Genomic DNA, 23,377 nt, shown 5'->3' with positions numbered 1-23,377 from the left:
GTTGTTTGTTTAAGAACGACGACGGCGGTCCTAGACTTTCGCGCCGGCCAGCAGTTCCTCGAGCCGCTCGTAGGCCTCGGAGAGTCCGCCCTCCATCCCGGACCCCGCCATGCCGTCGCGGGCCTCCATGCTGGGGTAGACGGCATGCGCGGTCAGCCGGGTGCGGCCCCCGCCGAGGTCCTGAAAGGTCAGGGACTCGATGCTGACAACGTCCGGGTAGCCGTCGAACTCGAAGGTCTGGATGGCGAACTCGTTTTCCCGGACTGTGTGGAAGACCCCGCTGAAGCCGTAGGGGGTTCCGTCCGGTGCCGTGTGCGTGTAACGGTAGCTGCCGCCGGCGCGGAAGTCGTAGTGGTCGACGTCCATGGTCAGCCCCCGCGGGCCGAGCCACTGGGCGACGAGCTCGGGTTCCTTATGGGCCCGGAATACGTCGGCGACGGGAAAATCGAACTCCCGCTCTATGTCGATGAAGGGCAGGCCTTCCGGAACACTGAGTTTAAGCGCGTTGGTCATGATGATGAATCCTTTGCCTGTGTGCCGCGTGTTGCGGCGCTGGATTGGAGCACGGCGTCAAGGCTGCGGAACTGCCCCTCGCGGACCAGCCGGTACTGGTCGATCCATGCGGTGAGCGCCTCCAGCCGTGCGGGGTTCAGGTGGACGGGCCGGCGCTGGGCGTCACGAGTGCGCGTGACCAGCTGTGCCTGCTCGAGGACCTGGATGTGTTTCGAAACCGCCTGCTTGGTGATCGCGAAAGGTTCCGCCAGTTCGTTCACGGTGGCAGGGCCCCGGCTGAGCCGGGAAATGATGCGCCGGCGGACGGGGTCGGCGAGGGCCAGGAAGGCTGCGTCGAGCTGTTCGTCGTCGCGTTCGTCCACGGGGTGTCTCATTCCCTCCCGGATCCGGTGGTGTCTCTTTGCTGCTCCACTGGCAGTGACTGTGATCAAAAACTTCGGTGATCAACCACTTTGTTGATCAACCTCTAGGTTGTCAACGCTACGCCTGATCCCAGGTCGGCGCAATAGTGCAACGCGGGGTCACCTCGCGCCCATCCCGCGCCCCGCGATGGACGCGGCCTGACCCCGCGCTGCTGTTTACTCTTGCTCTGCGTATCTTCAATTTGTTAGTATGTCAGGACAAACTAATGAAGGAGTAGCGAGTGCCTCTCGTGCGAATAGACGTCAACCAGGGCCGCAGTCCCGAACAGCTCCGCTTGATCAGCCGCGGCATCCATGACGCCATTCTGGCCGAATATGGCATTCCGGCGCGGGACTACTTCCACGTCCTGACCGAACATCCGGCGGGGCAAATTGTCGCCCAGGATGCCGGCCTCGGCTTCGAGCGCACGCCGGATGTTGTCATGATCCAGATCTTCACCCAGGCCGGGCGGGACCAAGGGGCCAAGCAGTCGCTGTTTGCCGCCATCGCGGAGAAGCTGGCCGCCGTCGGTGTCGCAGGCGAGGACGTATTCATCGGCTATGTCGAGAACGCGGCGGGGGACTGGTCGTTCGGATTCGGCCGGGCGCAGTACGTCACCGGCGAGCTGGGCGTGCCCGGCAGGTAGCCCGCCGGCGGCCGCAAGGGTGCGCAGGCGGCCGCTGCGGCGGCCGGGCGGCGGGTGCATTTGGCCTCCCCGTGTCATGTTGTAAATATGTCAGTACAAACCTTTGACAGCACATAGATTCTAGGGCAAAGTAGTGGATGTGGCCCGGCTCACGCCGGCTTCCTAAGCACCGAAGCTCAGGCTGCGCAAGGTACCGAGTCTCCACCAGAAAGGTCCGCGATCACCGTGACCCACGAACTTCTCACGATCGGGCGCATCAGCGTTGATATCTACCCGAATGACATCGGGGTGGATCTGGAGGATGTCACGTCCTTCGGAAAGTACCTTGGGGGATCGCCGTCCAACGTGGCGGTCGCAGCCGCCCGCCACGGCCGCCGCACCGCCGTCATCACCCGCACAGGCGACGACGCCTTCGGCAAATATCTGCACCGCGAGCTTCGCAAGTTCAACGTGGATGACTCCTTCGTCACCCCGGTGAAGGAATGGCCCACGGCGGTCACGTTCTGCGCAATCAAGCCGGCTACGGACGAGTTCCCGCTCTACTTCTACGGACGGTTCCCCACGGCGCCGGACCTGCAAATCAAGGCCGGGGAGCTTGACCTCGCCGCCATCAGGGACGCCGGCATCTTCTGGTCCACCGTCACGGGCCTCTGCCAGGAACCCAGCCGCTCGGCCCACCTTGCTGCCCATGACGCCAGGCCCCGCACCGGACTGGAACCGGGGCAGTTCACCATCCTGGACCTCGACTACCGGCCGATGTTCTGGGCCTCCGAAGCCGAAGCCCGGGAGCAGGTCGCCAAGATCCTCCCGCACGTCACGGTCGCGATCGGCAACGACAAGGAATGCGCAGTCGCTGTCGGTGAAGGGACCCCGGACCAGCAGGCGGACCGGCTGCTCGCCGCCGGCGTCGAAATCGCCGTCGTGAAGCTGGGCCCGGACGGAGTGATGGCAAAGACCCGCACCGAACGTGTTGTGTCCGCTCCGGTCCCGGTGGAAACCGTCAACGGACTCGGAGCCGGCGACTCCTTCGGCGGGGCCTTCTGCCACGGACTGCTCTCCGGCTGGCCGCTCGCGCAGGTCCTCGACTTCGCCAACGCGGCCGGCGCGCTGGTCGCCTCCCGGCTCTCCTGCGCTGATGCCATGCCGACGCCGGACGAAGTCACCTCCCTGCTCGCCGAACGCGGCCGCCTGGTAGCGGGCACCCACGCCCCCGAAGGAGCCACCCTGTGAGCCTCATTCCAGCATCCGTCACCGCCGCCGTCGACGACGATCCCCGCCGCTACGAGCACCTGAGCACCATCCGGCTCGAGGATCCCGCCGCGATCGCCCGCGCCGCCAAGGCGCGCCGCCGCCACCCCGGCGTCAAGGCAGGCAAACAGAACTTCATCGTCGCCGCCGACCACCCCGCCCGCGGCGCCCTCGCGGTCGGCAACGACCCGGTGGCGATGGCGGACCGCCGCCAGCTCCTGGACCGCCTGCAGATCGCCCTCGCCAACCCGGACGTGGACGGCATCCTCGCGTCCCCGGACATCATGGACGACCTGCTCCTGCTCGGGGCACTGGACGGCAAGCTCGTCTTCGGCTCGATGAACCGCGGCGGGCTCGCCGGCCTGGTCAACGAGTTCGACGACCGCTTCACCGGCCACACGGCCGCCGCACTGGAAGCACTGGGGGCCGACGGCGGCAAGATGCTCACCCGCATCTGCCTCGGCGACCCGGACACGGTGGCAACCCTGGAAGCCACCGCCAAAGTCATCGATTCGCTCGCCGAACGCAGGCTCATCGCCATGGTGGAACCCTTCCTCTCCGTCCGGGAACACGGAATGGTCCGCAACGACCTCTCCACCAACGCCGTGATCAAATCGATTGCCATCGCCGAGGGACTCGGCTCCACCAGCGCCTACACCTGGATGAAGCTCCCGGTCGTGGCCGAGATGGAACGCGTCATGGCGGCCACCACCATGCCCACCGTGCTGCTCGGCGGGGATCCGGACAGCAGCCAGGACGACGTCTTTGCGAGCTGGGAAGCGGCCCTCGCACTGCCCGGCGTCCAGGGACTCACCGTCGGCCGCACCCTGCTCTACCCGCACGACGGCGACGTCGCCGGCGCCGTCGCGACCGCGGCCTCCCTGCTGAACCGGTCCGCCCAGCGCACCCCGTCCACCCGCACCGCAGAAGTATCGGAGTAACGACCCATGGGAATGAGCACTGCCTCAGGAACACGCAGAATGACGGTCGCCCAGGCCGTCGTCGAATACCTGTCCATGCAGTACACCGTTGACACAGTCGGCGGCCAGGACTTCCGGGAGCGCCTGATTCCGGGCATGTTCGGCATCTTCGGCCACGGCAACGTTGCCGGCGTCGGGCAGGCCCTCAAGCAGTACCAGCAGCTCGATCCGACGATCATGCCGTACTACCAGGGCCGTAACGAACAGGCCCAGTCGCACCAGGCCGTCGGCTATGCCCGGCACACCCGGCGCCGCCAGACCTTTGCGATCAGCACGTCGATCGGCCCGGGTTCCTCGAACCTGCTCACGGGCGCCGCGCTGGCCACCACCAACCGGCTGCCCGTGCTCCTGCTGCCGAGTGACACCTTCGCGACCCGCGCCGCGGACCCGGTGCTGCAGCAGCTCGAGCAGCCCTACGCCTACGACATCACCGTCAACGACGCCTTCCGGCCGCTGTCGAAGTTCTTCGACCGCGTGACCCGGCCCGAGCAGCTGTTCTCCGCGTTCCACCACGGCCTGCGCGTCCTGACGGACCCTGCCGAGACCGGCGCCGTCACCATCTCGCTGCCCCAGGACGTCCAGGCCGAGGCCTTCGACGTGCCCCAGGAGTTCCTCACCGAACGCGAATGGCGGATCCGCCGCCCCGACGCCGACGACGAGGACATCCGCCGCGCCGCAGAAGCGATCCGCACCGCCAAACGCCCGCTCATCATCGCCGGCGGCGGTGTCCTGTACGCGTACGCCAACGAGGAACTCGCGAAGTTCGCCGACCTGACCGGCATCCCCGTGGGCAATACCCAGGCCGGCGTCGGCGTCCTGCCCTGGGACCACAAGCTTTCCCTCGGCGCCATCGGCTCCACCGGCACGACGGCGGCCAACGCCATCGCCGCCGAAGCGGACCTCATCATCGGCATCGGCACCCGCTACGAGGACTTCACCACCGCGTCCAGGACGGCGTTCCAGAACCCTGACGTGCAGTTCATCAACATCAACGTCGCCCCGATCGACGCCTACAAGCACGGCACCTCCCTGCCGATCGTCGCGGACGCCCGCAAGGCGCTCGTCAAGCTGAACCAGGCCCTCGGCGGCTACCGGATCGGCGCTGACCTGGAACGGCAGATCGCGGCCGAGAAGACCCGCTGGGACGCCACGGTGGACGAGGCCTTCGGCACCCGCTTCACCCCGCTGCCGGCCCAGAACGAGATCATCGGGGCCACGCACCGGGCCATGGATGCCCAGGACGTCGTCATCTGCGCCGCCGGGTCCCTGCCTGGTGACCTGCACAAAATGTGGCGGGTCCGGGACCCGTTTGGCTACCACGTGGAATATGCCTACTCCTGCATGGGCTACGAAATCCCCGGCGGCCTCGGCGTCAAACGCGCAACCCTGGCCGAAGCCGCGCGGGGCGGGGTGCAGCGCAACGTCGTCGTGATGGTGGGGGACGGCTCCTACCTGATGATGCACACCGAGCTGGTCACCGCCGTCGCCGAGCGGATCAAACTGATCGTGGTCCTGATCCAGAACCACGGCTACGCCTCCATCGGCTCGTTGTCCGAATCCCTCGGCTCGCAGCGCTTCGGCACGCAGTACCGCGCCCTGGACGAGGAGCACCACAGCTTCGACGACGGCGACCGGCTCCCCGTGGACCTGGCCCTGAACGCCGAAAGCCTCGGCGTAAAGGTGATCCGGATCGAACCGGGGGAGAAGGTCATCGCCGAACTCGAACAGGCCGTCCGGGATGCCAAGGCCGCCCCCGAACGCGGGGGCCCGATTGTTATCCACGTCGAATCCGACCCGCTGCTGGATGCCCCCAGCTCCGAGTCCTGGTGGGACGTGCCCGTCTCCCAGGTCTCCGAGCTCGACTCCACGAAACAGGCCTTCCAGACCTACACCGTCCACAAGAACCGCCAGCGCAAGCTGCTGGGCTGAGCTGGCCGCTGAACCCCGGCCCGCAGCCACCACTGACTCCAACTCCCAAGGACATTCTGATGAGCACCCTCACCACCACCAAAACCATCCACCACTTCATCAACGGTGCCGAAACCGCAGGGCAAGGCACCCGCACCCAGCCCGTCTACAACCCCGCCACCGGCGCCGTCACCGCGGAGCTGCGGCTGGCCAACCGGGCGGACCTGGACGCCACGGTCGCCGCCGCCCGGGCCGCCGCCGATTCCTGGGGCGACTTCTCGCTGGCCAAGCGCACCGCCGTGCTGTTCAAGTTCCGCGAACTCGTCGCGGCCCACGTGGACGAGCTCGCCGAGCTGATCACCGCCGAGCACGGCAAGGTACTCTCCGACGCCAAGGGCGAGATCGGCCGCGGCCTCGAGGTCATCGAGTACGCCTGCGGCGTCCCGACCCTGCTCAAGGGCGACTACTCGGACCAGGTCTCCACGGGGATCGACGTCTTCTCCTTCCGCGAGCCGCTCGGCGTCGTCGCAGGCATTACCCCGTTCAACTTCCCGGTCATGGTCCCGCTGTGGATGGCGCCGATGGCGATCGCCACCGGCAACGCGTTCATCCTTAAGCCCTCCGAACGCGACCCCTCCGCCTCGATGCTGCTGGCCAAGCTGTGGAAGGACGCGGGCCTGCCCGACGGCGTCTTCCAGGTCCTGCACGGCGACAAAGAGACCGTGGACGGCCTCCTGACCCACCCGGACGTGGACGGCATCTCCTTCGTCGGCTCCACCCCGATCGCCCAGTACGTCCACGAAACCGCCACCAAGCACGGCAAGCGCGTCCAGGCCCTCGGCGGCGCCAAGAACCACGCCATCATCCTGCCCGACGCCGACCTCGACAATGCTGCGGACCACCTCGCCGCCGCCGCCTTCGGCTCCGCCGGGGAACGCTGCATGGCCATCTCCGTCGCCGTCGCCGTGGGTGACGCCGCCGACCTGCTGGTCAAGAAGGTCGAAGAGCGCGCCCTCGCCGTCAAGGTCAACAACGGCACCGAGCCCGGCGCCGAGATGGGACCGGTCATCACCCCGGCGTCCAGGGAACGCATTGTCCGGATCGTCACCGAAGCCGAGGCCGCGGGAGCTGCCATGGTGGTGGACGGCCGCGACCTCGTCGTCCCCGGCCACGAAGACGGCTTCTGGGTCGGCCCCACCGTCATCGACCACGTCAAGACCGAAATGACCGCCTACAGCGAGGAAATCTTCGGGCCCGTCCTGGTTGTGGTCCGGGTGGAAGACCTCGACGCCGGCATCGCTCTGATCAACTCCAACCCCTACGGCAACGGCACCGCCATCTTCACCTCCTCCGGCGCCAACGCCCGCAAGTTCCAGCGCTCCGTCACGGTGGGCATGATCGGCATCAATGTGCCGCTGCCCGTGCCGGTGGCGCACCACTCCTTCGGCGGCTGGAAGGCCTCGCTCTTCGGCGACAAGCACATCTACGGCCCCGAAGGCGTCTCCTTCTACACCCGCGGCAAGGTGGTCACGTCCCGCTGGCCGGAACCAACCCACGCCTCAGGCGCCTCCTACAACTTCCCGTCCAACTGACGACCCGACTCACCACCATCGACTGCTCCGTAACCGCCGTTTTGAACGTCCAAAACGGCACCTGCGGAGCAATCGATGAGAAGGAATGGCAATGACTGAGAACAAGCTGATCATCGGCACCGCACCGGACTCGTGGGGCGTCTGGTTCCCGGACGATCCGCAGCAGACCCCGTGGGAACGCTTCCTGGACGAGGTGGCCGAATCCGGCTACAAATGGATCGAACTTGGCCCCTACGGCTACCTCCCCACCGACCCCGGCCGCCTCGCTGAGGAACTCAAGTCCCGCGACCTGAAAATCTCGGCCGGGACCGTGTTCACCGCGTTCCACCGCGGGCTGGACCAGTGGGAAACCGCCTGGGAACCGGCCCGCAAAGTCGCCGAACTCACCGCCGCGATGGGCGGCGAGCACATGGTAGTCATCCCGGCCATGTGGCGCGACGACGTCACCGGCGAAGCGGTGGAAAGCGGCGAACTTAGTGAGAAGGCTTGGAGTGACCTGTTCGCCGGCCACAACCGGCTTGGCAAGACCCTGCTGGAGGACTTCGGCCTGCAGCAGCAGTTCCACTCGCACGCAGACTCCCACGTCGGCGCGCAGAAGGACATCGAGACCCTCCTCGCCGCCACCGACGCCAAGTACCTCAACCTCTGCCTGGACACCGGCCACGCCGAATACTGCGGCGCTTCCAGCCTGGATCTGATAAAGAACTACCCGGACCGGATCGGCTACCTGCACCTCAAGCAGATCAACCCGGACATCCTCAAAAGGGTCAACGAGGAGAACCTGACGTGGGCTGCCGCAAACCTGGCCGGCGTGATGACCGAACCGCCGAGCGGACTGCCGGACCTGCGTGCCGTCATCGAAGCCGTCGAGGCGCTGGACCGGCCGATCTTTGGCATTGTGGAGCAGGACATGTACCCCGTTGCCTTCGACGTCCCGATGCCGATCGCCAAGCGGACCCGCAACTACCTGCTCTCCTGCGGCTCCCGCACCGCGGTCAACTAGACGCAAACCAGAACGAAGGACAAGAACCATGACGAAGACCCTCCGCGTAGCTGTCATTGGCGCCGGCCGTATGGGCGCAGACCACATCCAGCGGCTCAACACCCGCATCCACGGCGCCGAAGTTGCCGCCGTCGTCGACGTTGACCTTGCCCGCGCGCAGGCGGCCATCGAAGGAATCCCGGGCGCCGTCGCCCTGGCCGACGCCGACGAGGCGCTCAACAACGGCGACGTCAACGCCGTCCTGATCGCCACCCCCGGCTTCCTGCACGAGGACATCCTGCTCAAGGCGATCGCCAAGGACATCCCGATCCTGTGCGAAAAGCCGCTCACGCCTGACGCCGCCTCCGCCTGGAAGATCGTCCAGGCCGAGGAGAAGCTGGGCCACCAGCGCATCCAGGTCGGCTTCATGCGCCGGTTCGACGCCGAATACGCCGCCCTGGGCGACATCATCCGGAGCTCCGAACTCGGTGAACTGCTGATGCTGCACCACCAGCACCGCAACCCGACCACCCCGGCCGGCTTCACGAACGAGATGCTGATCAACGATTCCGTGGTCCACGAGTTCGACGCCATCCGCTTCTTCACCGGCGAGGAGATCACGTCCGTCCAGGTCCGCCTGGGCAAGGCCACGAGGAACGCCCCGGCCGGCCAGCACGACCCGCAGCACGTGCTGGTCGAAACGGAGTCCGGTGTCCTGGCCGACGTCGAGATCTTCGTCAACGCCAAGTTCGGCTACGAGGTGGCAACCCAGGCCGCCTTCGAGGACGGCATCGTCAACATAGGCGGCGACAAAGGCCCCTACACCCGCAGTGCCGGCCGCTGGGGCGGGAACGTCACCCCCGGCTTCGAGGAGCGCTTCGGCGCCGCTTACGACGTCGAGATCCAGTCCTGGGTGGACGCCGCCCTCCGCGGTGAAATCGGCGGTCCGACGGCGTGGGACGGGTACGCCACCGCAGCCTGCTGCGAGGCCGGTGTCGAAGCGCAGAAGAACGGCGAGAAGGTCGCCGTGAAGCTGAACCCGAAGCCCGGCCTGTACAGCTAGGACCAACGGGAGGTGCCGCGGCCCCTCCCGTTCGTTCGTGCCACGCACAACCCGACTGACCCACAATGGAGTGTTCCACGTGAAAATCGCACTTGATCCCACGCCCTTCCACCACTCGCACAGCCTGCTCGAATTTCCCCGGGTGGTGGCGGACCTCGGCTACAAGTACATGCAGATGACCCCGCACGCCGACCTCATCCCGTTCTACAACCACCCCAAGGCCGACGACGAACTGGTGGGCCAGCTGAAGGCGGCCTGCAAGGACGCCGGGATCGAAATCGCCTCCGTGCTGCCGGTTCTCCGCTGGTCAGGCCCGGACGAGGACGCACGCGAAGCCGCCGTCCGCTACTGGAAGCGTGCCATCCAGATCGCCGTGGACCTGGGCGTCAGCACGATGAACACCGAATTCAGCGGCCGGCCGGAGAAGGCCGAGGAATCGGAACGCGCGTTCTACCGCTCCATGGAGGAACTGCTGCCCATCATCGAACGCGAAGGCATCGACCTCCTGATCGACCCGCACCCGGACGACTTCGTCGAGGAGGGCCTGGCCGCGATCCGGGTGATCCGCGGCCTGAACTCCAAAAATGTCGGCCTGGTCTACGTGGCTTCACACAGCTTCCACATGAAAAACGCGCCGCTGGACATCATGCGCGCGGCGGGAGACAAGCTGCGCCTGGTCCACGTCGCCGACACCATGGACCACCACGCCTCACACGGGCTGCGCTACATCACCAACCCGCCCGGCAACCCGGTCCGGGTGCATCAGCACCTGAAAATCGGCGACGGCGACGTGAACTGGGACGAGTTCTTCGGCGGCCTGCACGAAATCGGGTTCCTCGACCGCGAGGACACCGTGATGGTCTCCAGCGTGTTCGCAGAGGACGACGACGCCGCCGAGGTCTCCCGCTACCAGCTGGAGACCATGAGGCAGCAAATCCAGAAGGTGAGCGTATGACGTCTACGGCCACCGCCCACCAGCGGAAGGTGCCGGGAAACCACAAACGGGCGCTGCGCACAGCGACCATCATTTCCACCTTCGGCGGGCTGCTCTTCGGCTACGACACCGGAGTGATCAACGGCGCCCTGCCGTACATGCAGGAAGACCTGGGCCTGACCCCGCTCACAGAAGGGCTGGTGACCTCCTCGCTGCTCTTCGGCGCGGCCTTCGGCGCCCTGTTCGGCGGGCGCCTGGCGGACCGCAACGGCCGGCGGAAGATGATCATGGTGCTGGCCGTGATCTTCCTGATCGGCACCCTGGCCTGCACGTTCGCCCCGAACACCGAAGTCATGATCCTGGCCCGCTTCGTCCTCGGCCTCGCCGTCGGCGGCGCGTCCGTCACCGTGCCCGTCTACCTCGCCGAAGTCTCGCCGAGCGCCCGGCGCGGACGGATCGTCACCCAAAACGAGCTGATGATCGTCACGGGCCAACTGCTGGCCTTCATCTTCAACGCCTACCTCGGCAACACGTTCGGGGAGTCCGGCGGGATCTGGCGCTGGATGCTCGTCATCGCCACCCTGCCGGCAATCGCGCTCTGGATCGGGATGAACTTCATGCCCGAAAGCCCGCGCTGGCTGGCCTCGATGGGCAGCTTCGGCGAAACCCTCAGTGTGCTGCAACGGATCCGCTCCCAGTCCGAGGCCCGGGCCGAGTTCGAGGAAGTCAAGGCCATGGCCGTGGAGGACTACAAGTCCAAAATGGGTTCCTGGAAAGATCTCAGCGTCCCCTGGCTGCGCCGCATCTTCGTGGTGGGTGTCGGCCTCGCTGTCATCCAGCAGATCACCGGCGTGAACTCCATCATGTACTACGGCACCCAGATCCTCGCCCAATCCGGCTTCGGAAGGGAAGCCGCCTTGACGGCGAACATCGCCAACGGCGTCATCTCGGTCGTGGCCACGTTCGTTGGGATCTGGCTGCTGGGCAAGGTGGGCCGGCGCAGGATGCTCATCACCGGCCAGATCGGCACGACGGCGGCGCTGCTGCTGATCGGACTCTTCTCCCTGATCCTGCCCGAAGGCACCACCCGCGGCTTCGTGATCCTGGCCCTGACCGTGACGTTCCTGGCCTTCCAGCAGGGCGCGATCTCCCCGGTCACCTGGCTCATGCTGTCCGAGATCTTCCCGCTGAAGATCCGGGGCCTCGGCATGGGCGCCTCAGCCTTCGTGCTGTGGACGGTGAACTTCCTGGTCGGCTTCGGCTTCCCGCAACTCCTTGCCGCGATCGGGCTCTCCAACACCTTCTTCGTCTTTGCCGTGCTGGGCGTCGGAGCCATCACGTTCGCCGCGAAGTACATTCCGGAGACCAAGGACAAGAGCCTGGAAGACCTGGAGCACCACTTCAAGAACGCGGCGGCCAAACAACCCGCCACCGCCTAGCCTGACCAGGAAGCCCGCCCCGGCACCACCCAAGTAACCAGCAGCAGGGGCCGTTTTGAACCCTCAAAACGGCCCCTGCTGCTAGCCAGTTGCGCTGCCGTGGTGCGGGGCGTGCTGTGTCCCCGCCCTAGACCACGGCGTGGAGCCGGGGGAGCGCATCGACCAGCGGCGCCAGTTCCGGCACCTCCTGCGCCTCGGCCAGCGCACGCTCCAGTGTGGTGTCATGGCTGGGCCGGGCCTCCTCCAGCAGCTTGATCCCGCTCGGGGTGAGCTCCGTGTAGATTCCCCGGCGGTCATCGGCGCACAGGATTCGCGTCAGCAGGCCCCGGTCCTCGAGCCGGTTGACCAGCCGCGTGGTGGCGCTGGCGCTCAACGCGGTGGCGCGGGCCAGCTGCTGCATCCGCATGTGCCAGCCGTCCTGGCGGCTCAGCGCATCCAGCACCGTGTACTCGACGACGGACAGCTGCGCCGCAGCCTGCAGCGCGCGTTCCAGCTCCGCCTCGATCAGTCCGTGCAGGGCCGCCAGGGTCCGCCAGCCTTGTGCCCGGACCTCGACGGCGTCGTCCTTGATGCCCATCAGTTCTTCCCTTCAGATCGGCCTGCCGGGTCCCCGGAAACCAGGGAACGCCCACAGCCCACAATTTAGTTGCTTGCGCGGCATACTTGCTTGTGCAACAATAAATAACGCGTCTGCAACTAATATCTTACGCTTCACACTTCTTTCCGTACAGTTTTTGAAGGAGCTCCTCCATGCCCATTGGCCTGATTGCCCTCGCCCTCGGCGGGTTCGGGATCGGACTTACCGAGTTCGTCATCATGGGCCTGCTGCCCGAAGTGGCCGCCGACTTCCGGGTCAGCGAAGCCACGGCAGGCTGGCTCATCTCCGGCTATGCGCTCGCCGTCGTTGTCGGGGCGCTGCTCCTGACGGCCGCCGTGACACGCTTCGAGCGCAAGCCCGTACTTGCCGTGCTGATGGTGCTGTTCATCGCCGGCAACCTGGTCTCCGCCGTCGCGCCGGACTATGGGCTGATGATGGTCGGCCGCATCATCGCGGCGCTCGCGCATGGCGCCTTCTTCGGCATCGGCGCGGTGGTCGCCGCCAGCATGGTCGCCCCCACCAAAAAGGCCGGCGCCATCGCCATCATGTTCACCGGGCTCACGGCGGCCAACGTCCTCGGCGTCCCGTTCGGCACGATGCTGGGCCAGGCCGCCGGCTGGCGGTCCACGTTCTGGGCCATCACGGTCATCGGTGTTCTGGCCCTGGTCGGCATCCTCACCCTGGTCCCGAAAACCGGTGCGGGCCAGGCCGGCGGACTGCGCGGTGAACTCCGCGCCTTCCGGTCCGGCCAGGTCTGGCTCTCCATCCTGGTCACCATCCTTGGCTACGGCGGCATGTTCGGCGCCTTCACCTATATCGCCTTCACGCTCACCGAGGTCACCGGGTTCACGGCCTCCACCGTGCCGTGGCTGCTCATCCTGTTCGGCGTGGGCCTCTTCATCGGCAACACCGCGGGCGGCAAAGCGGCCGACCGGAACGTGGACCGCACGCTCCTGGTGGCGCTCTCCGCGCTGGTGGTTGTCCTCGTGGTCTTCGCCCTCACCGCCGGCAACCAGCCAATGACCATCGCCTCCATGGTGCTGCTGGGCGGGTTCGGCTTCGCTACCGTCCCCGGGCTGCAGATGCGGGTCATGAAGTACGCCACGACGGCGCCCACGCTGGCTTCCGGCGCCAATATCGGCGCCTTCAATGTGGGCAACGCCCTGGGCGCCTGGCTGGGCGGCGTGACCATCACCGCCGGTCTCGGCTATACCTCGCCCATCTGGGCAGGCGCGGGCATCACGCTGCTCGGCATGGCCGTCATGGCGTTCGCGGCGGCCGCGGCGAAGCGGCACGACGCCGGACGACCCGGCGGAGGCCAGGGAACCGGCGTCGGAACCGGCGAAGCTGGTGCGGACCTCAAGCGGGACGGCGCGGAGCTCCAGCGGGCGTAGCCCCTGGGCAGTGTGGACATAACGACGACGGCGGCCTTTCGGGGCCGCCGTCGCTGTCGTTTCCAGGCACTGGGCGTCCCGTGGAACGCCCGCAATCCGGTGCTTCTTTACGGCGGGAAGGGCGATCGTTACGTGATTACATCCTAATGTCAGGACAAACTATTGACATTAGTGAGCTATATCACCATGATCAGTTGTAGATGGCTCACGGACTGACGCAACGAAGCGGTCGGCGTGACCCGGAATCAAAGGAGGTTGATCGTGACCAAGTTCTCGTGGCGGAAGACGGCCCTAGTCGCGGCTGTAGTACCCATGCTGGCCCTGAGCGCGTGTTCGAGCACCGGCGGCAAGCCCGCTGACACGGGCAATGCGGCCGGCGGGGGCCAGGTCGCCTCCACGGAGCGGATCAAGATTGCCTTGATCACCCACGCTCCCGCCGGTGACACCTTCTGGGACACCGTCCGCAAGGGCGCCGAGGAAGCGGCAGCGAAGGACAACGTTGAGCTGCTGTACACGGGCGATCCGGAAGCCGGCCGCCAGTCCCAGCTGATCCAGCAGGCCATCGACCAAAAAGTCGACGGCATCGCGGTAACCCTCGCCACGCCGGACGCGCTGAAGGACTCACTCAAGAAGGCCACCGACGCGGGCATCCCGATTGTCAGCCTGAACGCCGGTGAATCGGTCTCGGCTGCGCTGGGAGCATTCACCCACTTCGGCTCCAACGAGCAGCTCGCCGGTCAGGCCGTGGGCACCAGGCTCGCGGCAGAGGGCTACAAGCACCCGATTTGCGTAATCCAGGCGCAGGGGCACGTGGGACTCGAGGCGCGGTGTGCCGGTGTGAAGGCCAAGGTGCCAGGGGCGGAGATCCTGTACGTGAACGGTGCGGACATGACCTCGGTCGAGTCGACTGCCACCGCAAAGCTGCAGGCCTCCAAGGATGCTGACGTCATCATCGGGCTGGGCGCTCCCATCACCCTGACCCTCATCAAGTCTGTGGCGACCGCCGGAAGCTCGGCCAAGGTTGCAAGTTTCGACCTGAACAAGGAGCTGGCGTCGAAGATCGTCGACGGTACTGTCCTTTTCACGGTTGACCAGCAGCCGTGGCTGCAGGGCTACGGCGCTGTGGATGCGCTGTGGCAGAACAAGCGCGGCGGATTCAAGATCGGCGGCGGCCAGTCCGTCCTGACCGGACCCGCGATCGTCGACAAATCAAATGCAGCCGATGTCCTGAAGTTCGCCGAGCAGGGTATCCGCTAACAGCCCGCTGGCCGCGCCGGCCCCGCGCCGGCCCGGCAGCAAGGAGACTTATCATGACCATCACCCAGACCAAGATAAAATCGCCGGCGCCCGATGAGCGCGTCGCCAAGCGCAGCCCGTTCCAGAAACTCCTCGGACGTCCCGAGGTCGGTGCCCTGGTCGGCGCCATCGTCCTCTTCATCTTCTTTGCGTTGGTGTCCCCGACGTTCACCCAGCCCGGTGCGCTGGCGACCATTATGTACGGCAGCTCCACGATCGGGATCATGGCCGTGGGGGTGTCCTTGCTGATGATCGGCGGGGAGTTCGACCTCTCCACCGGTGTCGCCGTGATCTCCTCGGCGCTGACGGCGTCGATGTTCAGCTGGTACTTCAGCACGAACGTTTGGGTCGGCGTCGGCCTGGCCCTGGTGGTCTCTTTGTCCATTGGCTTCATCAACGGCTGGATCCTGATCAAGACCAAGCTGCCGTCCTTCATCGTCACCCTGGCGACGTTTCTGATGCTGACCGGCCTGAATCTGGGCCTGACCCGGCTGATCGGCGGTTCGGTGTCCTCGCCTTCGATCGCCAACATGGAGGGCTTCGCCTCCGCCCGGGCGGTCTTCGCCTCTTCGGTGAGCATCGGCGGGGTCGACGTCAAGATCACCGTGTTCATCTGGTTCGCGCTCGTCGCGGTGGCCACCTGGGTGCTGATGCGGACCCGGGTCGGGAACTGGATCTTCGCCGTCGGCGGCGACGCAAACGCGGCCCGCGCCGTGGGCGTGCCGGTCAAGGCCACCAAGATCGGCCTGTTCATGGCCGTCGGGTTCTGCGCCTGGATCCTGGGCATGCACAACCTCTTCGCCTTCGACACCGTGCAGTCCGGTGAAGGCGTGGGCAACGAGTTCCTCTACATCATCGCCGCGGTGATCGGCGGCTGCCTGCTCACCGGCGGCTACGGCTCGGCGATCGGCGGCGCGATCGGCGCGTTCATCTTCGGCATGGCCAATAAGGGAATCGTCTACGCACAGTGGAACCCGGACTGGTTCAAGTTCTTCCTCGGCCTGATGCTGCTGCTGGCCACAATCGTCAACCTCATCGTCAAGCGCCGCGCGGAACTCAAGTAAAGGGGCCCGGACCCATGAATGCCAACGAGATCGACCAGCAAACGCTGCTGCAGAACGAAAAAGATCCACTCACCCACACCCCGGTGCACCTGCTTTCCCTCGACGGGGTCGCCAAACACTACGGGAACATCATCGCCCTGAGCGATGTCACGATGGCCGTGGACAACGGCCGGGTCACGTGCGTGCTGGGCGATAACGGTGCGGGTAAATCCACGCTGATCAAGATCATCGCCGGCCTGCACCAGCACGACGCCGGGATCCTGAAGGTCATGGGCGAGGAACGGAAATTCACCTCTCCCCGTGACGCGCTGGATGTGGGCATCGCCACCGTCTACCAGGACCTCGCCGTGGTGCCCTTGATGCCGATCTGGCGGAACTTCTTCCTCGGTTCCGAGCTCACGTCCGGCTTCGGCCCGTTCAAGAGCATGGACGTCGAGAAGATGAAGGAGATCACGCTCAAGGAACTCGCCGCGATGGGCATCGACCTGCGCGACGTCGAACAGCCCATCGGCCAGCTCTCCGGCGGTGAACGCCAGTGCGTCGCGATCGCCCGCGCCGTGTATTTCGGCGCGAAGGTCCTGATCCTCGACGAACCCACCGCGGCCCTGGGCGTGAAGCAGTCCGGCGTGGTCCTCCGGTACATCCTGCAGGCCCGCGATCGCGGCCTCGGCGTCATCTTCATCACCCACAACCCGCACCACGCCTTCCCGGTCGGCGACCGGTTCCTGCTGCTCAAACGCGGCAAATCAATCGGCTACTACGACAAAAAAGACATCACCCTCGACGAACTCACCGCCCAAATGGCCGGCGGCGCCGAACTCGCCGAACTCGCCCACGAACTCGAACAACTCGGCGGCCACAGCGACATCGTCAAGGAAGTCAAGAACGAAGTCGCCGACGTGGCCCAGACCACCGGCAAGACCTTCTAGGCGCAGCCGTCCCGATTCCCGAAAGGACAAGCCTTTGGCTTACCTGAACCGCAACCCGTCCGACGCCACCCAGCCCGTCCGGATCGGACTGATCGGCTCCGGCTGGATGGGCGCTTTTCACGCCGAGAGCATCGCCCGCCGGGTCCCCGGCGCCGAGCTCACGGCCATCGCCGACCCCAATGTTGAATCCGCCGCCGCGCTGGCATCCGCCCTGGGTGCCGGCAAGGTGACGGCCGACGCCGGCGACATCCTTGCCGACCCGGAGATCGACGCGGTGATCATTGCGAGCCCCGCACGGTTCCACTCGTCGCTGATCGCCCAGGCCGCCGCCGCCGGCAAGCACGTCTTCTGCGAGAAGCCGGCCGGTCTTGGCCTCGACGAACTCGACGCCGCCTTGGCCGCCGTGGAGACGGCAGGGGTGCACTTCCAGATCGGGTTCAACCGCCGGTACGCGGCGGACTTCCAGGCGGCCAAGAAGGACCTCGCCGCCGGAACGGTCGGGACGCCGCAGCTGCTGCGTTCGCTGACGCGGGACCCGGGCACGGGAAGCATCCCGAACGCAGCCAGGGTCCCGGCCTGGACCGTTTTCCTGGAAACCCTGATCCATGACTTCGATACCCTCAACTGGTTCAACGAAGGCGCCGAGCCGGTGGAGGTCTACGCCATTGCCGATGCGCTCGTGGAACCCGGACTGCGCGACCAGGGCTTCCTGGACACGGCAGTTGTGACCATCCGCTACAGCAACGGCGCCATCGCAGTGGCCGAGGCAAACTTCAGCGCCCTCTACGGCTACGACATCCGCGGGGAGGTCTTCGGCTCCAAGGGCATGGTGCAGGCCGGGCGCGCCACGGAAACCGCGGCCCGCCGGTACACCGCCGACGGGATGTCGGCCGATACTCCCCGGCTGAACGTCGAGCTCTTCCGGCAGGCCTACACGGATGAACTCATCGACTTCGCTGAGGCCGTGCGCGCTCGGCGCGACGGTCGCAGTGGCGATGCCGCGCCGTCGTCGGCGGCTTGCTCACTCACGCCGGGGGCAGCGGATGCCCGGCGGGCGCTGGCCGTGGCCCTGGCCTGCATCGAGTYGGTCAAGCGCGGGACGCCAGTGGGAGTCAATACAGCGGCCGTCAATACAGTGGCCGTCACCGAGACGGCAGTCCTCTGATGCGTCTTGCCGTCTGTGCGGAGATGGTCTTCACGGACCTCCCGTTCACGGAGCGGGTGCGCCGGATCCACGAGGCCGGCTTCGACGTCGAACTCTGGGACTCGCGCACCAAGGACATCGGTGCGCTGAAGGCCACCGGGGCGGTGTTTTCCTCCATGACCGGATATACCGCCGGCAGCCTGGTGGATCCCGACACGGCGGACGAGGTGGTGCGGACGGCGGAGTCGCTCATCCCCACCGCCCTGGAGCTCGGCGTGAGCCGGATGGTGGTGCACCCGGCTGAACTCATCGACGGCCAGGCGGCCCGCCCGGTCTACCGGGCCACCGGCCAGATGTGGGCCACCGGAGCCCGGACCCTGGAACGGCTCGGCAAGCTCGGCGAGAGGAACGGGGTGACCTTCTGCCTCGAGAATCTCAACACCATCCTCGACCACCCCGGCATCCCGCTGGCCCGCGCCAAAGACACCCTGGCGCTGGTTCAGGCCGCCGGGCACCCGAATGCCAGGCTCATGCTGGATCTCTACCACGCCCAAATGGGGGAGGGGAATCTGATCGAGCTCGTCCGGAACGCACTGCCGTACCTTGGCGAAATCCAGGTGGCGGATGTTCCCGGGCGCTGTGAACCCGGCACCGGGGAAATCAACTATGCGGCCGTCGCCAGGGCGCTCGCGGAGGCCGGCTACGACGGCACCGTGGGCATGGAAGCCTGGGCCAGCGGTGACAGCCATGCGTCCCTCGAGGCCTTCAGGGCAGCATTCACCGTGCCCGCACTACACACGGAAGCTCAAGTATGAAAGACGTTATTCTCGGACTGGTCGGCGTGGGGCGGATCGGCGTCATGCACGCCAACAACATCGCCTCGCTCAACGACGTCCTGAATCCGCAGGGCATCAACGTCCGGCTCCGGCTCACGGACGTCGCTGAAGACCACGCCCGGTCCATAGCCGCCGGGCTCGGCGCCGAGTTCCTGCCGTCCGTGGAGGCGCTCCTCGCCTCCGGGCTGRACGGCCTCGTCATCGCCACGGGAACCGGAACCCACCCGGACCTGATCAAGGCCGGGGTGGACGCCGGGATTCCGGTTTTCTGCGAGAAGCCCGTGGCCTTGAACGTGGCGGACGCCCTGCCCGTGCTGGAGTACATCCGGGACCGGCACGGCGTGGTGCAGATCGGCCACCAGCGCCGCTTCGACGCCGGCTACCAGGAGGCCCGGCGCGCTTACCAGGCCGGCGAGCTGGGCTGGATCCACTCCCTGCGCGCCGTCACCTGCGACATGGCGCCGCCGCCGGTCGAGTTCCTGGCCAGCTCCGGCGGGCTGTTCCGGGACTGCTCCGTCCACGATTTCGACATCCTCCGCTGGCTCACCGGCCGCGAAATCGTCGAGGTCTATGCCAAAGGGTCCAACAACGGGGACCCGGCCATCGGGGCGGCCGGCGATGTGGACACGGCCCTCGCGCTGGTGACGTTCGACGACCGCACCGTGGGCACGGTCTCGGCCACCCGCTACAACGGTGCCGGCCACGACGTGCGCCTGGAAATTCAGGGCTCGCGCAGTTCGCTTCTGGTCGGCCTGGACGACAAGACGGCGCTGGCCTCGGCGGAAGCCGGGATCACTTTCCCGGCAGGCGAGCCCCACCGCACCTTCGCCGAGCGGTTCCACCAGGCCTACCGCTCCGAGATGGCCGCCTTCGTGGAGCTGATCCTGGGCCTCCGGGAGAATCCCTGCACCCCGGAAGACGCCGTGGCCGCCTCGCGCGTGGCGGACGCCGCCCAGGAATCCCTCGCCACCGGCGTGCCGGTCCGTGTGGTCCAGCCCGTGGCCCACCGATCCGGCCCACACTGAATTGCCCCCTGATCCGGCACTCCACCCCGGTTCCGTCGCCGGGGTGGAGCGCCGAAGACTAAAGAACCCCGAAGCCGTCAGGCTCCGGGGTTGTTTAGTCTTCGCCAGACTCTGCCGTTTCAGGCGCCGAACGGCAGCCGCGGGTCGAGATCCTGGCCCTCCCAGGTCTGGCGGATCCAGCCGTGGTGCGGGTCGTCGCTGATCAGCCAGTCGCGGACCGGGCCGGGGCCCGCCATCACGTTGAGGTAGTACAGGTCGTAGCCCGGGGCCGCCATCGCCGGACCGTGCCAGCCGTAGGGCACCAGCACGACGTCGCCGGTCCGCACCTCGGCGGAAACGTCGATGGGCCGCTCATCGGAGGCGTAGACCCGCTGGTAGCCGATCGCGTCCACCGGGCCCGGCCGCGCCGGGTGGCCCGGAGCGGCCCGGGTTTCGAAGTAGTAGATCTCCTCGAGGTTGGTCTCGCCGTCCTTTTCCTCGTCGTGCTTGTGCGGGGGATAGGAGGACCAGTTGCCGGCCGGGGTCAGGACCTCGCACACGATGAAGCGGTCCGCCTCCAGTGCCGCGGGCGTGCCGAAGTTGTGGACCTGGCGGGAGCAGTTGCCGGCTCCGCGCAGTTCCACCGGCGTCTCCGCGGCCGTGATGAGGCGGGTGGGGTAGGACGCTTTGGCGGGAGCGGTGGCCACGGCGACGCGTCCGCCGTCGGGCGACGTGATGGTCACGGCCTTACCGGTGCCCGAATACAGGACGTCGCTGGGACCGCTGAAGACGCTGGCCCGGCCGGCCAGCCGGTATTCCTCGCCCTCGACCGACACGGTGAAGGAGCCGCTGAGCGGGACCACAATGCGTTCCTCATCCGCGGCGGGAAGTTCGACGGCGGCCGCCGCACCCAGCGTGGCGACCTTCAGGCCGGTGTGGGCCCAGCCCTCCACCTCAAGAGTGGAATCGGCGGTGCCGAGCGAGACGTCCCATTTTCCCTGGGTGGCGGTGCCAAGCGGATAGACCCAATTGGCCATGAGTTCTGCCCTTTCGTTGCCGTGCCGGAGGACTGCACGGATGTATGCGGGTTTGGTTCAGGACGGCGGGGAGTGCCCGGGAGCCCGGCGCGGGCAGCGTCTAGCGCTGGACCAGCGTCATTTCGAAGCTGTAGGAATCGGCACGGTAGACGTGGTGGCCGGTCTCCACCTGGCGTCCGGTGTCATCAACTGCGGTGCGCTCCATGGTGACGAGGGCCGAGCCGGGGGTGGTTTCCAGCAGGGGCGCCTGGTAGTCGTTGGCGATCATGGCGCCGATCCGCTGCGAGGCGAGCCGGAAGTTCACGCCGCCGTTGCGCAGGATCCCATAGAGGCCCTGGGAGCCCAGGAGCGCCTCGTCGATGGCGGTGATGTCATCGCGCACCCAGTTCTCCATCAGCGCCAGCGGTTTTCCGCCGACCTTCCGGAGCCGGGTGAAGTGGTAGACCTTCGCGCCGACGGGAAGCTGGAGCGCCGCCCGGGTGGCGGCGTCGGCCTCATCGTGAGAGAAGCTCAGCACCTCTGTGGTGGGCTTGCTGCCGTTGTTGCTGAGGTCATCAAAGAGGCTGGACAGCTCAAGGGGCCGCCGGACCTGGCTCGAAACCACCTGCGTGCCGACGCCGCGCTTGCGCACCAGCAGGCCCGAGCGGACCAGTTCGTCCATGGCCTTGCGCATAGTGGGGCGGGAGAGGTTCAGTTGCGCGGCAAGGTCGATCTCGTTGTCGAGCCGGCTGCCCGGGGGAAGCACCCCGCCGTGGATCGCGGCCTCGATGCCCTGGACCACCTGGTGGTAGAGCGGCACCGGAGAGGACCGGTCGATGTTGAGATTGAGTTGATTAGCCACTTTTTGCATCGCCACTGTTGAAGCGCTCCCTTGTGCCCCGGACCGGAAACCCGGTGCGGCCGCCGATTGTTTGTCGGCTTATGTTTTGCAGCCGCATGTTCTCTTGATAGGACATACTGCCTAAGTAGATGGTATCAGGGGGCTACCGGGGATGTCAGGAGCTAGTACGCGCGGATTTACCGGCGCCGGCAAACGTCGACAAACGCCCGGAACGGGGTGAGCCGTTCTTCGGCCGGGAGTTCCAGCGCCTCGGGATGCCACTGCACTGACGCGACCCAGCGCTCCGGGTCCTCCAGCGCCTCTACGGTCCCGTCTTCGGCAACCGCTGTCACCACGAGTCCTTCGGCGACCCGGGCCACTGCCTGGTGGTGGCCGGAGGCAATCTTGACCGTGATGTTTGCGGCGCCGTGCCCCTTGCCGCTATTCCCCGTCGCGCCGTCCCCAGGGCCGCCGTACAGTCCAGCCACCTTGGTTCCGCCCTGCACCTCGACCTCGTGCCACGCCCACGGGCCGGCGCCCTGCACGGGCGTGGGCTCCCGGTGCGCCACGGTCCCCGGATCCATGTCCTGGATCAGCGTTCCCCCGTAAAGGACGTTGAGCAACTGGTGCCCCCGGCAAACGCCAAACACCGGCAGCCCGGCGTCGATCGACCGCCGCGCCACCGCCAGGTCCAGTTCGTCCTGGGCATGGCTGACGTCGTAGCAGGCATCACCGGGCACCTCGCCGTAGAGCCGGGGGTCCAGGTCGCCGCCGCCCGGAAGGACGACGCCGTCGAGGGCCTCGAGAGGCTCGTCCGGTGACGTGAGCAGCACCGGTTCGCCGCCGCCGTCGCGCACCAGGTCCACAATGTAGTCGAAGAGCCCATTGGCCTCCGCCACCCGCGGATCCGGGTCCGTGGAACTGCTGAGCCGGACGGGAATGCCGATGCGTGGCCGGCTGCTGCGGGGGAGGGGTGGAGTCTGCATGATTTATTTTGCACCACAATTTCTGCCCCACAACGCAGGACTAGGATTGCCGGATGACGAACAGATATCTCGTGTCCCGCAGCCGCTTCATCGCGGCCGCTCCGGAGGCCATCTTCGAGGTGCTCGCCACTCCCGCGCTGCACAGCGTGATTGACGGTTCCGACACCGTCAAGGGTGCCCAGCCGCGCGGCCCGGAACGGCTCGCGCTTGGGGCCAAGTTCGGCATGGAAATGAACATGAAGATGGACTACAAGATCCTCAACACGGTCTGCGAGTTCGAGGAAGGCCGGCGGATCGCGTGGCGGCACTTCGGTGGCCACGTCTGGCGCTACCTGCTGGAGCCTGCGGCGGACGCCGCAGGCAACCCCGGGACCCTCGTTACCGAGCAGTGGGACGCGCGGGAAGTGCGCGCCAGGATCCTGCTGCGCCTGGCCGGCTACGTCCGCCGCCACCCGGCCAACATCGAGCAGACCCTCGCCAAGCTGGACGCCTACATGAATTCCGAGGCCGCATCCGGCGCAGGGTCAAGTCCCGGCCCGGATCAACTCCGCTAGGCGCCCGG

At 66.8% G+C, this 23,377-nt stretch carries 23 protein-coding genes; 17 read left to right on the top strand and 6 right to left on the bottom strand.

Annotated features, from left to right (window positions below):
* Positions 1–30: 30 nt before the first annotated feature.
* Both AB4Y67_RS06225 and AB4Y67_RS06220 read right to left on the bottom strand, forming a co-directional pair.
* A complete protein-coding gene (locus tag AB4Y67_RS06225; protein ID WP_441404918.1) occupies positions 31–513 on the bottom strand; it encodes an SRPBCC family protein in 483 nt (160 codons plus the stop codon).
* Positions 510–875: an ArsR/SmtB family transcription factor gene (locus AB4Y67_RS06220; RefSeq protein WP_441404917.1), complete on the bottom strand. Its 366-nt coding sequence runs from the start codon at positions 873–875 to the stop codon at positions 510–512. The genes AB4Y67_RS06225 and AB4Y67_RS06220 overlap by 4 nt, the downstream gene beginning before the upstream one ends.
* Before the next feature lie 281 nt (positions 876–1,156).
* On the opposite strand from AB4Y67_RS06220, the gene AB4Y67_RS06215 reads away from it, so the two are divergent.
* From AB4Y67_RS06215 to AB4Y67_RS06175, 9 genes are all read left to right on the top strand, one after another.
* Complete coding sequence (locus AB4Y67_RS06215; RefSeq protein WP_441404916.1) at positions 1,157–1,561, top strand: tautomerase family protein; 405 nt, start codon at positions 1,157–1,159, stop codon at positions 1,559–1,561.
* Positions 1,562–1,786: 225 nt separating this feature from the next.
* Positions 1,787–2,791 carry a 5-dehydro-2-deoxygluconokinase gene (gene iolC / locus AB4Y67_RS06210; RefSeq protein ID WP_441404915.1) on the top strand — a complete coding sequence of 335 codons (1,005 nt, stop codon included), beginning with the start codon at positions 1,787–1,789 and terminating at the stop codon, positions 2,789–2,791.
* On the top strand, positions 2,788–3,750 hold the full coding sequence (locus tag AB4Y67_RS06205; RefSeq protein ID WP_441404914.1) for a Cgl0159 family (beta/alpha)8-fold protein: 963 nt from the start codon (positions 2,788–2,790) through the stop codon (positions 3,748–3,750). The genes iolC and AB4Y67_RS06205 overlap by 4 nt, the downstream gene beginning before the upstream one ends.
* 39 nt (positions 3,751–3,789) lie before the next feature.
* Positions 3,790–5,718, top strand: coding sequence for a 3D-(3,5/4)-trihydroxycyclohexane-1,2-dione acylhydrolase (decyclizing) (gene iolD / locus AB4Y67_RS06200; protein WP_441404913.1), 1,929 nt, complete (start codon positions 3,790–3,792; stop codon positions 5,716–5,718).
* A 59-nt stretch (positions 5,719–5,777) separates the two neighbouring features.
* Complete coding sequence (locus AB4Y67_RS06195; RefSeq protein ID WP_441404912.1) at positions 5,778–7,289, top strand: CoA-acylating methylmalonate-semialdehyde dehydrogenase; 1,512 nt, start codon at positions 5,778–5,780, stop codon at positions 7,287–7,289.
* Positions 7,290–7,380: 91 nt separating this feature from the next.
* Positions 7,381–8,292 carry a sugar phosphate isomerase/epimerase family protein gene (locus AB4Y67_RS06190; protein ID WP_441404911.1) on the top strand — a complete coding sequence of 304 codons (912 nt, stop codon included), beginning with the start codon at positions 7,381–7,383 and terminating at the stop codon, positions 8,290–8,292.
* 28 nt (positions 8,293–8,320) lie between these two features.
* Positions 8,321–9,334 carry a Gfo/Idh/MocA family protein gene (locus tag AB4Y67_RS06185; RefSeq protein WP_441404910.1) on the top strand — a complete coding sequence of 338 codons (1,014 nt, stop codon included), beginning with the start codon at positions 8,321–8,323 and terminating at the stop codon, positions 9,332–9,334.
* Between the two features lie 79 nt (positions 9,335–9,413).
* On the top strand, positions 9,414–10,289 hold the full coding sequence (locus tag AB4Y67_RS06180) for a sugar phosphate isomerase/epimerase family protein (RefSeq protein WP_441404909.1): 876 nt from the start codon (positions 9,414–9,416) through the stop codon (positions 10,287–10,289).
* Complete coding sequence (locus AB4Y67_RS06175) at positions 10,286–11,707, top strand: sugar porter family MFS transporter (protein ID WP_441404908.1); 1,422 nt, start codon at positions 10,286–10,288, stop codon at positions 11,705–11,707. Before AB4Y67_RS06180 ends, AB4Y67_RS06175 begins: the two co-directional genes overlap by 4 nt.
* Before the next feature lie 127 nt (positions 11,708–11,834).
* On the opposite strand, the gene AB4Y67_RS06170 is transcribed toward AB4Y67_RS06175, so the two are convergent.
* Entirely contained in the window at positions 11,835–12,284 is a 450-nt protein-coding gene (locus AB4Y67_RS06170; RefSeq protein WP_441404907.1) for a MarR family winged helix-turn-helix transcriptional regulator, read from the bottom strand.
* Positions 12,285–12,457: 173 nt separating this feature from the next.
* On the opposite strand from AB4Y67_RS06170, the gene AB4Y67_RS06165 reads away from it, so the two are divergent.
* From AB4Y67_RS06165 to AB4Y67_RS06135, 7 genes are all read left to right on the top strand, one after another.
* Positions 12,458–13,699 carry an MFS transporter gene (locus tag AB4Y67_RS06165; RefSeq protein ID WP_441404906.1) on the top strand — a complete coding sequence of 414 codons (1,242 nt, stop codon included), beginning with the start codon at positions 12,458–12,460 and terminating at the stop codon, positions 13,697–13,699.
* Between the two features lie 261 nt (positions 13,700–13,960).
* Entirely contained in the window at positions 13,961–14,956 is a 996-nt protein-coding gene (locus AB4Y67_RS06160) for a substrate-binding domain-containing protein (protein WP_441404905.1), read from the top strand.
* 53 nt (positions 14,957–15,009) lie between these two features.
* Complete coding sequence (locus AB4Y67_RS06155) at positions 15,010–16,059, top strand: ABC transporter permease (RefSeq protein WP_441404904.1); 1,050 nt, start codon at positions 15,010–15,012, stop codon at positions 16,057–16,059.
* A 14-nt stretch (positions 16,060–16,073) separates the two neighbouring features.
* On the top strand, positions 16,074–16,988 hold the full coding sequence (locus tag AB4Y67_RS06150) for an ATP-binding cassette domain-containing protein (protein ID WP_441404903.1): 915 nt from the start codon (positions 16,074–16,076) through the stop codon (positions 16,986–16,988).
* Between the two features lie 34 nt (positions 16,989–17,022).
* Complete coding sequence (locus tag AB4Y67_RS06145; protein WP_441404902.1) at positions 17,023–18,153, top strand: Gfo/Idh/MocA family oxidoreductase; 1,131 nt, start codon at positions 17,023–17,025, stop codon at positions 18,151–18,153.
* Positions 18,153–18,947, top strand: coding sequence for a TIM barrel protein (locus AB4Y67_RS06140; protein WP_441404901.1), 795 nt, complete (start codon positions 18,153–18,155; stop codon positions 18,945–18,947). Before AB4Y67_RS06145 ends, AB4Y67_RS06140 begins: the two co-directional genes overlap by 1 nt.
* Positions 18,944–19,993 carry a Gfo/Idh/MocA family oxidoreductase gene (locus tag AB4Y67_RS06135; protein WP_441404900.1) on the top strand — a complete coding sequence of 350 codons (1,050 nt, stop codon included), beginning with the start codon at positions 18,944–18,946 and terminating at the stop codon, positions 19,991–19,993. Before AB4Y67_RS06140 ends, AB4Y67_RS06135 begins: the two co-directional genes overlap by 4 nt.
* A 119-nt stretch (positions 19,994–20,112) precedes the next feature.
* Here AB4Y67_RS06135 and iolB read toward each other — a convergent pair whose 3' ends face one another.
* From iolB to AB4Y67_RS06120, 3 genes are all read right to left on the bottom strand, one after another.
* Positions 20,113–21,009, bottom strand: coding sequence for a 5-deoxy-glucuronate isomerase (iolB, locus tag AB4Y67_RS06130; RefSeq protein WP_441404899.1), 897 nt, complete (start codon positions 21,007–21,009; stop codon positions 20,113–20,115).
* 100 nt (positions 21,010–21,109) lie between these two features.
* Complete coding sequence (locus AB4Y67_RS06125) at positions 21,110–21,850, bottom strand: GntR family transcriptional regulator (RefSeq protein WP_441404898.1); 741 nt, start codon at positions 21,848–21,850, stop codon at positions 21,110–21,112.
* Positions 21,851–22,026: 176 nt separating this feature from the next.
* Positions 22,027–22,815, bottom strand: coding sequence for a gamma-glutamyl-gamma-aminobutyrate hydrolase family protein (locus AB4Y67_RS06120; protein ID WP_441404897.1), 789 nt, complete (start codon positions 22,813–22,815; stop codon positions 22,027–22,029).
* Between the two features lie 53 nt (positions 22,816–22,868).
* Here AB4Y67_RS06120 and AB4Y67_RS06115 point away from each other — a divergent pair, with 53 nt between their 5' ends.
* Entirely contained in the window at positions 22,869–23,369 is a 501-nt protein-coding gene (locus AB4Y67_RS06115; RefSeq protein ID WP_441404896.1) for a polyketide cyclase / dehydrase and lipid transport, read from the top strand.
* Positions 23,370–23,377 lie beyond the last annotated feature (8 nt).

Source organism: Arthrobacter sp. YAF17 (genome assembly GCF_052113365.1).
Taxonomy (GTDB): Bacteria; Actinomycetota; Actinomycetes; order Actinomycetales; family Micrococcaceae; genus Arthrobacter.
This window is presented reverse-complemented; position numbering and strand designations above follow the sequence as displayed.

Excerpts from the sequence above, each read along its gene's own strand:
- AB4Y67_RS06225 (WP_441404918.1), bottom strand. The coding sequence starts at position 513 with ATGACCAACGCGCTTAAACTCAGTGTTCCGGAAGGCCTGCCCTTCATC.
- iolD (WP_441404913.1), top strand. The coding sequence starts at position 3,790 with ATGACGGTCGCCCAGGCCGTCGTCGAATACCTGTCCATGCAGTACACC.
- AB4Y67_RS06195 (WP_441404912.1), top strand. The coding sequence starts at position 5,778 with ATGAGCACCCTCACCACCACCAAAACCATCCACCACTTCATCAACGGT.
- AB4Y67_RS06190 (WP_441404911.1), top strand. The coding sequence starts at position 7,381 with ATGACTGAGAACAAGCTGATCATCGGCACCGCACCGGACTCGTGGGGC.
- AB4Y67_RS06185 (WP_441404910.1), top strand. The coding sequence starts at position 8,321 with ATGACGAAGACCCTCCGCGTAGCTGTCATTGGCGCCGGCCGTATGGGC.
- AB4Y67_RS06175 (WP_441404908.1), top strand. The coding sequence starts at position 10,286 with ATGACGTCTACGGCCACCGCCCACCAGCGGAAGGTGCCGGGAAACCAC.
- AB4Y67_RS06170 (WP_441404907.1), bottom strand. The coding sequence starts at position 12,284 with ATGGGCATCAAGGACGACGCCGTCGAGGTCCGGGCACAAGGCTGGCGG.
- AB4Y67_RS06165 (WP_441404906.1), top strand. The coding sequence starts at position 12,458 with ATGCCCATTGGCCTGATTGCCCTCGCCCTCGGCGGGTTCGGGATCGGA.
- AB4Y67_RS06155 (WP_441404904.1), top strand. The coding sequence starts at position 15,010 with ATGACCATCACCCAGACCAAGATAAAATCGCCGGCGCCCGATGAGCGC.
- AB4Y67_RS06150 (WP_441404903.1), top strand. The coding sequence starts at position 16,074 with ATGAATGCCAACGAGATCGACCAGCAAACGCTGCTGCAGAACGAAAAA.
- AB4Y67_RS06140 (WP_441404901.1), top strand. The coding sequence starts at position 18,153 with ATGCGTCTTGCCGTCTGTGCGGAGATGGTCTTCACGGACCTCCCGTTC.
- iolB (WP_441404899.1), bottom strand. The coding sequence starts at position 21,009 with ATGGCCAATTGGGTCTATCCGCTTGGCACCGCCACCCAGGGAAAATGG.
- AB4Y67_RS06120 (WP_441404897.1), bottom strand. The coding sequence starts at position 22,815 with ATGCAGACTCCACCCCTCCCCCGCAGCAGCCGGCCACGCATCGGCATT.
- AB4Y67_RS06115 (WP_441404896.1), top strand. The coding sequence starts at position 22,869 with ATGACGAACAGATATCTCGTGTCCCGCAGCCGCTTCATCGCGGCCGCT.